Consider the following 11,767-nt stretch of genomic DNA (forward strand, 5'->3'; position numbering starts at 1 on the left):
TTCTAATTGCCTCGATGAGTAAATATTGCTCAAATAACCATAGATCAACACTTTTAAAAGCATTCTTGGATGGAAACTTGAGGTGCCCCCACCTTTATAGTTCTGCTCTAATTGGCTTAGTTCCAGCTTGTCTATGACCGAACTTACTACTCGAACTGGATGATTTTTATCTATCAATTCGTCTAAACTCGGTGGCAGAAGGCTTATTTGGTTGGGCGTATAGGGCTTAAATACCACCCGATTTCTTGAGTGTTTCATAGCCCTAATTTACAAAAAAATCTGCCCACAAAAAAGAGGCTGTCCCTTTTGAGACAGCCTCATTTTGGTATATATTTTAACCTTTGCTTTGTGCATTGGTAGGTCTCAATGATTATGAAAAACAAATGGAGCAACTGGACAAAATGGGGAGAGAAGTATCGTGGCTTTTTCTGGACAATCGCCCTCATTCTGTTTGTACTTTATCAAAGACTACCTTCTTTTAAAAGCAATATTTATACTCCAAACATCATACTTTCAGAAAAATTTGAACGACAAAACATAGGACTGAATGTACGTTATAGCCTTCGCTTCAACGAGCAGTTACTTCGACAGAAGCAAACTCAACAATTTATTAATCAACATTTTGCTACTAAATCATCTTCCGAAATACTTGTACTAGGCAAATCCTATCATCAATCCGAAGCGTGGATTTATTTTGAAATTATCAATCCTGTAGCTTCTACTCAAAAGCTGGTTGTAGATGCTAGTCATTTACGATGCGATGCGCTACAGATTTATACAATAGACGAAGGAATACCTACCCTTAGGGGGAGCATTGAGCGTGCTACTCCTCTCTCTGAGCGGGTCTATCCGTTTTATGAGTTTGCGCTTCCTATATCAAGCCCCCCAAACGATACCGTGCGAGTGATGCTTCGTTCGAGTAGATTTACTGGACTTCATGAATTGGATTTACAACTTTCGACCGAGAAGGAATTTAAAGAATATGCTCTGACCAAAAATCTTAAAAATACATTCACAGTTTATTGGTTTTTTGCCTTCGCTGTTTTCATGTTGGTGGTTGGAGGAATCTTTCGCCAAAAAAAACTGATTTATTTAGGGGGCTTTCTTTTTGGGCTTTGTATTATTTATCTCAATAGTGGCTACTTTGTAGATACTTTTCCTTTTGCTTCTCAATCTGCCTTAGGGCCTTCCAACGCAGGAAGTTTTTCGATATTTCTGACCAACGCCCTGTTTCATCCATTTGCTTATCAAATGATGATACACATACCTATTAATCTTCGACGTTATCGTTTTTGGGCTTGGTTTTTGGTGGGTTGTAATATTTCGATGATGTTTCTGATAGTAGCCATTCATGCTTCATGGGCAAATATCGTATATACCAATGCACTTCAGATACTTATCATTGCCAATATGGCGTGGGCACTTTATCATGCATATTTAGCTTATATTAGAGCCAATATTTCTTATTATTTGCTCGTAGAAGCCTTTGTGTTTGTCCCTCCGTTGATAGAATTATTGCTTCGGTATTTTAGATTTTTTAATTCTCCATCTCCATTTAGCGAAATCTTTTTCAACGCCTCGGCTGTGATTCTCTTGGTAGCATATCTTGCCCTCGAAGAACTCAAAAACGAACTTATCCTTAAGCAAAATCTCTTAGAGCGCTTAGATCAACTTCGGCAAAATACCGAAGCGCAACGAAAATCTGAAATAGAGGCAATCGGTCGCAATCTTCACGACCAAGTAGGCAATACCCTAGCTTCAGCACTTGGCTATTTGAATATGAAAAAAGTGAACGTTGCTACGGCCAAAACGCAGATCATGAATGCTCTTACCGAGTTGCGGTTTATTAGTCACAATCTCGTCAAAGATGATGACCGCCCATTGTCCGAAAAAGTAGAATCTTTGATAAGTCGATTCAATGATTTTTCCAGTACCAACTTTTACTTTCAAGATTATAGCGAAAAAAAAATGGATAAAATCCCTCAGCTAACCCAACAAAACATCTATAATATGATTGAAGAATTGATGACAAACATCATCAAACACGCTCAAGCTACTGAAGCACACATTCAGTTTTTTGCCAATGATTCTCAATGGCAAGTAAGCATCGAAGACGATGGCGTGGGTTTTGACACTAATCAAACCTACCAAGGGATTGGGCTTCAAAACATTTATAAAAGAGCCGAGCTAAGCTCCCTTCGGGTTTTGATAGACTCAACAAATGACGGAACTAGTGTAATCATCGAAACAAACCATGCCCACGACAGTACTCATTATTGACGATCATCAGCTTTTCAATGACGGTCTAAGCTTGATTTTGAAAGAATCTGCCTATTTTAAAGTAATAGGTCAAGTATATGATAGTAGGCAAGCGGTATATCAATGTCAGGCTCTGAACCCCAAACTCGTATTGGTTGATTTCAATATGCCTCATTTGGATGGGGTGGCCGTTGTTAGTGCCCTCAAAGCCCAAGGTTTTAAGGGTAAAATAGTAGTAATCAGTATGTATGCCGATACCAAAGAAATCGCCATATTCAAACAATTGGGCATAGACGGATACCTCCCCAAAACTACCCCCGCTTCTGAGCTAATTAAGATACTAAAAAAAATTATGGCTAATGAACGTATCTATGAATCTCTTAATCCTCAAAAAAAACGCTCTATCAAAGGTAGCGTTGCCTCAGAATATAAACTCACCAAGCGAGAAATTGATATTTTAAGAGCCCTGAAAAAAGGAATTACTACTGAGCAAGTAGCCCACGAACTAAACCTTAGTTACTATACCGTAGAAACACATCGCAAAAATATTAATCAAAAACTCAATTTAAAAAGCAAAATTGAATTTTATGAATTTTTACGAAACTTTGAGAGAGAAGACTAAAGAGGCTAAAAAACAACGTGCATAGCCTGTTGATTTTGGGTCATTTGCTTCTGAAATTGTTTCGGCGACTGACCTACTTGTTTTTTGAAAATACGCACAAAATACGCATCATCATCATATCCTAGCTGCTCGGCGACTTCGGCAATGGTGTTTTCTTTTTGAAGCAACAAACGTTTTGCTTCAATCATTACTCTTTTCAAAATCAATGCACCGGTGGTTTGGTGTTGGATTTCTTGGCAGATACGGTTGAGATGCCGGGGAGTCATGTGCATCAAATCCGCATAATCTTTAGGAAGCTTTTTGGTCTTAAAGTTTTCTTCGATCAATCGTTCTAATTTTTTTACTCTCAAAAAATTAAGGTGCGAAGACGGTACCCTTTCTTCCTGATAAATCCGCGTTAGATGAATATAAACCAAGTCAATCAAAGACGTGAGTTTGGGGTATTTTAGTGGCAATAGCTGCTGATATTCGTCATAAATAGCTTTAAACAAAGGGGTGAGCTCTTGAAGCTGAATTTCAGTGAGGTATATCACAGGGTAATTTATTTCCAAATAATAAAAAGGAAAATCACTGAGCCGTTTTGAAAGGTAAGTCTGATTATAGAAGGCTTCGGTATGAAAAAATACATAGCCGTCTACATCTTCCGAAAGTACCCAGCTATGTACTTGGCCAGGGGTAAGCAAAAACACACTACCCGGTCTAACATCGTAAGTATCAAAATCTATGTAATGAATGCCGCTGCCCCTCGTAAAAAGTACCGTGATATAAGTACTATGCTTGTGAGGGGTATTTACAAATTGGTGCTCCTCCAAATGTGGCCTAAGCGCATTGGCATACAAAGCATGAGCCATGCTATCTTCGGCGAATTCGGCTATGCCATAAATAGGGAAATTTTTCATGATACACGCTAATGTCCGTTTAGTACTACTTTTTGGCACTAAATGCCCTGTTTTATGAAGCAATAGGGCTCTATTTTTGCATTGTAAACATTCTCAATAAAGCAATGGCACTCTATCATATGATTCACAATAGATGTCCTAAATGTCATCAGGGACAAGTTTTTAAAACCAATAACCTCTTCAGCTTTCGTCCTACCAAAATGGAAGATGCGTGTCCGCATTGCCATCAAAACTTTGTCAAAGAGCCGGGGTTTTATTGGGGAGCAATGTACGTAAGCTATGCCTTGGCTACCGCCGAAATGGCCCTAGCCTACGTTACTGCCTTATTGTTGGGGGCAAGTCCTTTCGACTTTGTTAATTTGGGAATTTGTATTGCCGTTGTTATCTTTTTATTTCCTTTCAATTTCCGCATGGCTCGCCTGATATGGCTTTATCTGTTTACGGGTGTGGTTGAGTCGTAGCCTAAGAGTAGGCGTACTTTTCCCATTTGTCTATCACAGCTTTAAAGTCAGCCGGCAATTCGGAATCAAACTGAAGCCATTGTTTGGTGCGTGGGTGTTGAAACCCAATCGACTTAGCATGGAGGGCTTGCCGAGGCATGAGCTCAAAACAATTTTCAACAAAAGACCGATAACTACCGCTGGTGGTTCCACGGAGTATTTTATCGCCTCCATATACCGAGTCACTAAACAGCGGATGCCCTAAGTGCTGAAAATGCGCCCTAATCTGGTGAGTTCGTCCAGTCTCTAAATTACATTTTACGAGCGATACATACTTGTAAGATTGCAATACTTCGTAGTGGGTTACGGCATGCTTTCCTTGACTACCATCCACATACACCGACATCACTTTACGATCACGGGCACTTCTTCCGATGTGCCCTACTATCGTTCCTTTACTTACTTTTGGCTCTCCCCACACCAAAGCATAATAGGTACGCTCAGTAGTATGCTCAAAAAACTGACGTGCAATGTGTGCCATGGAGTATTCGGTTTTGGCAATCACTAAGAGTCCAGAAGTATCTTTATCGATACGATGAATCAAGCCCGGACGGGCTTCCCCGTTTCGTCCTGTGGGTAAATGCTGAAAATGATAAACTAGTGCATTGACGACCGTCCCGCTCCAATTACCGTACGCCGGATGTACTACCATACCAGCGGGCTTGTTGAGTACTAGTACTTCTTCATCTTCGTAGACAATATCAAGCGGAATATTTTCGGGGATAATCTCGGTTTCGCGGGGGGGGTGAGGCAGCGAAATCGTAATCACATCAAATGGTTTGACTTTATAGCTTGATTTTATAGCTTTATTATTAACTTTGACCGATTCGGTCTCAATCGCATTCTGAAGCTTAGTACGAGTGACACCAGAAAGATGATGTTTTAAATAATGGTCTATGCGCATGAGGGTTTGGCCTTTATCGGCTACTATTCTATGATGCTCATAAAGCTCTTCATCTTCTTCTGTCAAGTATGGGTTGTTTTCTTGCATTGAAATATTTTTTAAATTTCACAATAAAATTTTTAAGATTGCGTTTCTTGGGCTAATAACTAATCCTAACAATTATAAAAATCTTATGGACTACAATCAAGGACAAAAGAATGACCGTAAAAGCCTTCTCCTTGCTGCATTGGCTATTTTAGCGCTCCTCAACGTGGTGCTAATTTATTTTTTCTACAAAGAACGAGAAAAGAATAAAGAACAAGAAACAGTAATTGCAGCTAAAACGGAAGAGCTTGTCTCTACCAAGATGAAATTAGATTCTATTTCTGCTCAGTTGGATTCCAAAATTGCTGAAATCCAACAACTAGGTGGTCAGGTTGATTCTCTTATTGCTTTGAAACAACAAATTGAACGAGATAAAGCTGCCCTCAAAAGTGCCTCAACAGCTGCCTCGGTCGATGTCTCTAAATACAAACAAAAGATTCGTGAATATGAAGCGATCTTGAACCAAAAAGACCAAGATATTGCTAAACTCAAAGAAGAATTGGGAATTGTGACGGCCCAAAATCAAGAACTTGCCAGCAAAGTAACTGGCTTGGAAGGCGAAAAACAAACCTTACAAAAAAGCTTTGAAGATTCGGTCGGAACTTTGAGCAACAAAAACCGGGAATTGGCCGAGAAAGTTACGATTGCATCTGCTTTGAAGGCCGAGAAAATCGCCGTAAATGCCGTATCGGCTAAAGGGAAAGAACGCGACGGCGGTAGCTACCGTGCCAAGCGTATTGATAAGCTAAAAGTAGATTTTGACTTAGCCGCCAACCCTATCTCTCCCAATGGCGAGCGCGAAATTTATCTGCGTATCTTGGATCCAGAAGGAGCAGTGATGGCTGATATGGCTACTGGCTCAGGTACTTTTGTGTATCAAGGCAGAGAGACTGTTTATACCGCCAAACAAACGCTAGACTATAGCAACGAAGGCTCACAAGGCTCTATTATTTATTCGAGAGGTGGTATACCACTCAAAAAAGGCGAACATACTATTGAGCTTTACTGCCAAGGGTTCCGTATTGGGTCTACGGTATTTAAAGTCAAATAATTCCTTTGTGACTGTGATAGAGAGGATTAGAGTTTATTTTGGGAAATAAATAAAAACTTTTGCCCAAAAATGAACCTCTAGCCCTCTCTTTTTTTGTTATTTGTAAATAAAATAAACTTTTTTCCACGTTTTTTTGTAGAAAACTCAACTATTGATTAGTTTTCGCAGTAAACAAAATGTTACTATAATTTTAAGTACTGAATGGCTCAACAACAACGCAAACCTTTCCGCCCAGTAAGACAAGAAGAACCGTACCGTATCAATGATCGTATCCGTGTACCTCAAGTACGCCTCGTAGGTGAAAACATTGCTCCTGGCATCTATGATATTCAGCAAGCATTGCGCATGGCTGAAGAGCAAAACCTTGATTTGGTAGAGATTTCTCCTAATGCCGTTCCGCCTGTTTGCAAAGTGATTGATTATTCTAAGTTCAAGTATGAACAAAAGAAAAAGCAAAAAGAGATTAAAGCAAACGCCCAAAAAGTAGTCATTAAAGAAATCCGGTTTAGTCCAACTACCGACGATCACGATTATGAATTTAAGCTAAAACACGCCCTCAACTTCCTGAAAGAAGGAGCAAAGGTAAAAGCTTATGTACAGTTTTCTGGTCGGGAAATTGTATTCAAAGAACAAGGCTATAAATTGCTTGAACGTTTTGCCAAAGCACTCGATGAAGTAGGTAAAATCGAATTAGAGCCTAAGTTAGAAGGCAAACGTATGAGCATTATTTTAACGCCTAAAGCGCTCAAAAAATAAGCGCAAGAAGCATTTTATCTTGCATGATATATCGCAAAAGCTGCAAATATCCTTTGCAGCTTTTTTGTGTTGTATCTCATTTTTTATCTGAATAAAATAATCAAAGCAGCTCCTGCCACCATAATAGCAGCCCCTCCAAGTTTGCGCCAAAGCCTAGTTTCTTTGAAAAAATGTACCCCCAATAGTACACTTACCAGCGCCGAAATTTGAAACAATGCCAACGCATAACTCACCTGAATTCCCTCAAAAGCGTAATTGGTCGATAGTTGCATCACCCCTGTGGAAATGGCTAAGGCGAAAAAATGCCATTTATAGGTTCTGACGATTCTTATTTGTACTTCTAATTGGAGCTTTTGTGCAGTCAATAAGAGCAGCAACATCGATACTATAAACCCTCCCACACACCACGACACAAAAGCCACATTGGCATCGGTAAGCAAGATGATTTTTTTGAGAAATAAGGCATCAATCGCCGAAAAAATCAATGCCAAAAACCGATATTGAACTTCTTTTTTTTTGAAAATATCCCAACTAAATCGCTCCGAAGAACCCGATTGGCTCAATACAAAGTAACTTCCTGACACAATCAGCAGCATTCCGACTATGCCCCAAAGGTTGGGTATCTCACCCACTAAAAAAATGCCAAACACTAAGCTTACCAATGATTTATAGGCATTGATGGGGCCTAGTACCGACAGGTCTCCTTCTTGGAGCGATTTGACAAGAAAGAAGTTTCCAGTTACTGCCAATAAATTGAAAATGAGTGAATTGTACCAAAACTCAGCCGGGAGCTGAGGCAATGGATGAAGGAGGAGATACCCAAAACAAGCTACGCTAAGTAACGCGTAGGTAATCATCACCACAAACAATGGGTTGGATTGGCGCTGGGTTAGGTATTTTTGGAAAACGTTTGATAAAGGGTTTACCAAAATCCTAACCCCAATCGCCAATGTCGTAGTACTAAGAATCAGTAACAGCACCTAGTTTGTTACATCAGTTTTAAGTTTTTCGGATCCCAAGCGACCACTTTTTTCTCAAAATAGCTTTTGTTGCAAGCCAATACTGGCGCCGCAGCCCTAAAACCAAAAAGAGGGTCTTCAATCACGGGTTTTCCGGTGAGTATTCCTTCAAAAAAGTTGGCAAAATGGTTTTTGTGCGCATCATCATCGGCGGGCGCTTCAAATTTAATTTCTTGCACAGGCTCCACGGTACGTGTATCGGCAGGGTACTTAGCATCATAAGCAGCGAGGTATTCTTTTTGTTGGGCTTCCGTAAAAGTTCCAAAACTCTCTCCATTGCTATAACCCGGAGCCGCCGATAGCTTGCGTTTAGTCAGGGTAAGTGAATTTCCTCCAAAGGTGATTTCACCTTCATTTCCCACAATACGCGTCACATTTTTGATGGCACCTGCATTGGCAAAATTGACCCTCAATACCATCTGAAAAGGATCTAACTTACCCATAGCAGGGTACTCCATAGTAGCTACCATGACATCGGGTACATCGCGCCCGTCTTTCCAGTAGGCAAGTTGTCCCGAAGAAAAAATGCGATTGGGCCCCAATGAACCTGTTACAAAATGAACTCCCGTAATCAAGTGCACAAACAAATCTCCTGCAACCCCCGTACCGTAGTCGCGATAATTGCGCCAGCGGAAAAAACGAACCGGGTCAAAAGCCCGTTTGGGAGCATCTCCTAAAAAAGTCTCCCAGTCAATCGTTTTGGGAGAGGCATCTGTCGGAATCGAGTACTGCCATGCTCCAATAGCATTGAAGCGGTCGTTGGTAGATTCGATAAAATTAATCATTCCTATATCACCTGCTTCTACCAATCGCTTTGCTTCTTTGAAAGCCGCCCCACTGATACGCTGACTTCCTACTTGCATTACTTTGCCCGAAGCCTTGGCCGCCGCAATCACCGCCGCACCTTCTTCTATATTTTGAACCATTGGTTTTTCACAATATACGTGCTTGCCCTTTTTGAGAGCAGCAATCGATATACGATCATGCCAGTGGTCGGGAGTGACAATCAAAACCGCATCCACATCTTTGCGCTCTAGTACCTCACGATAGTCACGAGTAGTAAAGAGATGATTTCCAAAAACTTCTTTAGCATGAGCCAATCGACCATCATACAAATCCGCCACGGCTACCAGTTCACACATACCTGTCCGAAGGGCGGCATTGGTATCCGAAAATCCCTGTATGCCCATGCCAATGGTCGCAATACGGATTTTGTTGTCGTTAAGACTTTTGATGATATTAAAAGAGGGCGCTACAGCCGTCGAAGCTGTCACTGCTCCTAGTTTTTTGACGAAGTCACGGCGATTGGTTTTCATTTCTTGCATGTACAGGTGAGTCTTTGGTCATACTTTGTTCTAATGTTTTAAAGGCAACTAAGAGTTAGTCTTACTTTGTCGCTGGAGGATTTTACGGAGCAACCAAAAAATAAAAATCACCACCAACGAAAACGCAATAATCGGAAACCAAAAAGTGATAAAACTAAATCCAATAGACACTATATTTTCGACGGTAGCCACCACAGGATTAGCCACTCCTCCGCTTAGTTTGGTAGAAGCAAGCCGCACCATACTCGTTCCTGCTTGAATAAAACCAGCCGTTCCTCCTCCTACCATCAGCCCCAATCCCCATTGAAGCATAGGGTTATTGATTTCAATAAAAGAAGTCGTCAACAAAGTACCTGCCGCAAAAGCGGTAGGCAAGGCGATAGTGTCTAGGAGATTGTCAACCCAAGGAATATAATAACCACCGATTTCGAGAACCGTAGCCGTGCCAAGCAGCGTGATAGCCGTCCACGTACCCATCCATTCGAAGCCTGAGGCTACGGTGACCCAGCCAAAGTGAACCGCAATGCTACTTAGTAGTAAAGGTACAAATACCCTAAATCCCGAACAGGCCGCCAAGCCTATCCCCAGACATAAACTTAGAAAAAACTCCATGCTTAAGTGCTTTCGCACAGTTATTTGTTAACCGTTAATAAAGCCCAAATTTTAAACACTAAGGCACTAAGTACCACTAAGATTTAAATGGTTAACTTTCAGAGATTTATCGTTTATTTTATTTCATACGCAGTTACCATATTCTTGTAGAAATTGGGAACAAGCACTTTCTTTTGCTGAGGAATATACCCAAAATCAGCCGTGTTGATTTTAGCATCTTTGCTGTCGATGAGTTTCCAGGTTTTTCCGGAAGGAGAGACACAATAGATTTCGCCGTGCCAGCACGAAATCAAGTAATTGTCACCATGTCTCAAAATACCGTCGGCAGTTTTGTTGGTCATGGCCCAAGATTCGTATTTTTTGGTATTGTAATCCAACTTCCATAGATTTCCTGTGCCTGCCGAAGCTACTATGAGATAATCTTTTTCGGCAAAAACTCCGTTGGGTGCCTGAAGGTTGGGGTCATCCAAAAACAACTCCAATTTGCCATCTGCATAGCGATACAACTTATGCCCGCGCGAATCGCTCGCAAATACCTCTCCTTTGGGGCTAACGCTGACGTCGTTGAGCATGACGGCATTGGGGGCAGCGTGTCGTTTGATAATTTTACCCGACTTCAAATCTATTTCTACCAAATCTTTCAAATCCGCTACAAACAATGAGTTTTTCACTACTCCCATTCCTTTGGGGTCATTGAGTCCCTTTGCCCATTCTAAGGTTTTGATTTTGCCGTCGGTAGTCAGTACCGAAATAAACCCGTCGCCGTCAGGGGCGTCTACGTTCATTTTGTTGATGTTAGCCACCAGTAGGCGTTTGTTTTGGGCATCATAATACACTGATTCGGGCGTGCGCAAAGTGGTGTCAGATTGCCACACTTGGGTGAGCGATAGAGGTGAGCTATCTTGCGAATAGACAGCCGTTATGCTTCCCATGAGGAGAGCCGATGCAAGAAAAAAAGAAGTTTTCACGGTAAAAAATAGTTAAGAATTACTTAATTTGTCGAATTAAACACTTTCATATTTAAAAGCAATGAACACCATCAAACTACGCAATCTATTCTTCATTACTGCCTGTTGTACCTTTTTGGCCTTTTCAAGTTTTGCTCAAAAGAAAGAAAAACTATTTAATGGCAAAGACCTGAAAGGCTGGAAAGTATATGGTACAGAAAAGTGGTATGTAGAAAAAGGAGAGTTGGTATGCGAAAGCGGCCCTGATAAGGGATACGGGTATTTGGCTACCGAAAAAACGTATAAAAACTTCGAACTTAGCGTAGATTTTAAACAAGGAGCCAACGGCAACAGTGGGGTTTTTATCCGTTCAAACATCGCCGAAGGTAGCACCAAAATCAGTGGATGGCAGGTAGAAGTAGCCCCTCCAAACCACGATACGGGCGGGATTTATGAGTCTTATGGCCGTGGTTGGCTTATTCAAATCCCTGACGATAAAGAAGGGTTTTTGAAGTTTGGAGAGTGGAATACCCTCAAAATTAGAGCCGAAGGCTCACGCGTGCAAACTTGGCTCAATGGCCATGAAATGGTGGATCTAACCGACGAAAAAATCGGTGCCGGAAATGGCTCCATTGCCCTTCAAATCCACGACGGAGGAGGGATTAAAGTCAATTGGAAAAACCTAGTAATCAGGCCTTTGTAGATTACTTAGGTCACAAAAATTTAATCTCCATAAAAAAGCCGTATCTTTAGGCTCCATTGGTGGAGTTTGACCTTCCAGTTCTTGGC

General features: G+C 41.1%; 13 protein-coding genes. 6 read left to right on the forward strand and 7 right to left on the reverse strand.

Going from position 1 to position 11,767, the window contains the following annotated elements:
• Positions 1-258, reverse strand: a 258-nt coding sequence (locus G563_RS0114475; protein WP_037326525.1) for an IS1182 family transposase, incomplete at its 3' end; no start/stop codon positions are given.
• Between the two features lie 114 nt (positions 259-372).
• Between G563_RS0114475 and G563_RS0114480 the strand changes: the two genes are divergently transcribed.
• Positions 373-2,280, forward strand: a complete 1,908-nt coding sequence (locus G563_RS0114480) for a sensor histidine kinase (protein ID WP_028665949.1) — start codon at positions 373-375, stop codon at positions 2,278-2,280.
• Positions 2,255-2,881, forward strand: coding sequence for a response regulator (locus G563_RS0114485; RefSeq protein WP_028665950.1), 627 nt, complete (start codon positions 2,255-2,257; stop codon positions 2,879-2,881). The genes G563_RS0114480 and G563_RS0114485 overlap by 26 nt, the downstream gene beginning before the upstream one ends.
• Before the next feature lie 5 nt (positions 2,882-2,886).
• On the opposite strand, the gene G563_RS34770 is transcribed toward G563_RS0114485, so the two are convergent.
• Positions 2,887-3,780, reverse strand: a complete 894-nt coding sequence (locus G563_RS34770) for a helix-turn-helix domain-containing protein (RefSeq protein WP_051210983.1) — start codon at positions 3,778-3,780, stop codon at positions 2,887-2,889.
• Between the two features lie 104 nt (positions 3,781-3,884).
• Here G563_RS34770 and G563_RS0114495 point away from each other — a divergent pair, with 104 nt between their 5' ends.
• On the forward strand, positions 3,885-4,241 hold the full coding sequence (locus G563_RS0114495; protein WP_037326962.1) for a hypothetical protein: 357 nt from the start codon (positions 3,885-3,887) through the stop codon (positions 4,239-4,241).
• A gap of 1 nt (position 4,242) precedes the next feature.
• On the opposite strand, the gene G563_RS0114500 is transcribed toward G563_RS0114495, so the two are convergent.
• The gene (locus G563_RS0114500) at positions 4,243-5,271 is read right to left on the reverse strand and encodes an RluA family pseudouridine synthase (RefSeq protein WP_028665952.1); all 1,029 of its coding nucleotides are present in this window, start codon (positions 5,269-5,271) and stop codon (positions 4,243-4,245) included.
• An 85-nt stretch (positions 5,272-5,356) separates the two neighbouring features.
• Between G563_RS0114500 and G563_RS0114505 the strand changes: the two genes are divergently transcribed.
• Both G563_RS0114505 and infC read left to right on the forward strand, forming a co-directional pair.
• Positions 5,357-6,319 carry a DUF8428 domain-containing protein gene (locus G563_RS0114505; RefSeq protein WP_028665953.1) on the forward strand — a complete coding sequence of 321 codons (963 nt, stop codon included), beginning with the start codon at positions 5,357-5,359 and terminating at the stop codon, positions 6,317-6,319.
• Positions 6,320-6,520: 201 nt separating this feature from the next.
• The gene (infC, locus tag G563_RS0114515; protein ID WP_028665954.1) at positions 6,521-7,075 is read left to right on the forward strand and encodes a translation initiation factor IF-3; all 555 of its coding nucleotides are present in this window, start codon (positions 6,521-6,523) and stop codon (positions 7,073-7,075) included.
• A gap of 83 nt (positions 7,076-7,158) precedes the next feature.
• Here the strand turns inward: infC and G563_RS0114520 are convergent, their stop codons facing one another.
• The 4 genes from G563_RS0114520 to G563_RS0114535 all read right to left on the reverse strand — a co-directional run bounded on the left by G563_RS0114520 (position 7,159) and on the right by G563_RS0114535 (position 10,999).
• Positions 7,159-8,055, reverse strand: a complete 897-nt coding sequence (locus G563_RS0114520) for an EamA family transporter (RefSeq protein WP_028665955.1) — start codon at positions 8,053-8,055, stop codon at positions 7,159-7,161.
• Positions 8,056-8,063: 8 nt separating this feature from the next.
• Positions 8,064-9,410 carry a Gfo/Idh/MocA family protein gene (locus G563_RS0114525; protein WP_028665956.1) on the reverse strand — a complete coding sequence of 449 codons (1,347 nt, stop codon included), beginning with the start codon at positions 9,408-9,410 and terminating at the stop codon, positions 8,064-8,066.
• A gap of 57 nt (positions 9,411-9,467) precedes the next feature.
• Positions 9,468-10,031 carry a DUF4126 domain-containing protein gene (locus G563_RS0114530; RefSeq protein ID WP_028665957.1) on the reverse strand — a complete coding sequence of 188 codons (564 nt, stop codon included), beginning with the start codon at positions 10,029-10,031 and terminating at the stop codon, positions 9,468-9,470.
• A 113-nt stretch (positions 10,032-10,144) separates the two neighbouring features.
• Complete coding sequence (locus G563_RS0114535) at positions 10,145-10,999, reverse strand: SMP-30/gluconolactonase/LRE family protein (RefSeq protein WP_028665958.1); 855 nt, start codon at positions 10,997-10,999, stop codon at positions 10,145-10,147.
• 61 nt (positions 11,000-11,060) lie between these two features.
• Between G563_RS0114535 and G563_RS0114540 the strand changes: the two genes are divergently transcribed.
• Entirely contained in the window at positions 11,061-11,681 is a 621-nt protein-coding gene (locus tag G563_RS0114540; RefSeq protein WP_084650864.1) for a 3-keto-disaccharide hydrolase, read from the forward strand.
• The last annotated feature ends 86 nt before the right edge of the window (positions 11,682-11,767 follow it).

The organism is Runella zeae DSM 19591 (assembly GCF_000423565.1).
Classification (GTDB): Bacteria; Bacteroidota; Bacteroidia; order Cytophagales; family Spirosomataceae; genus Runella; species Runella zeae.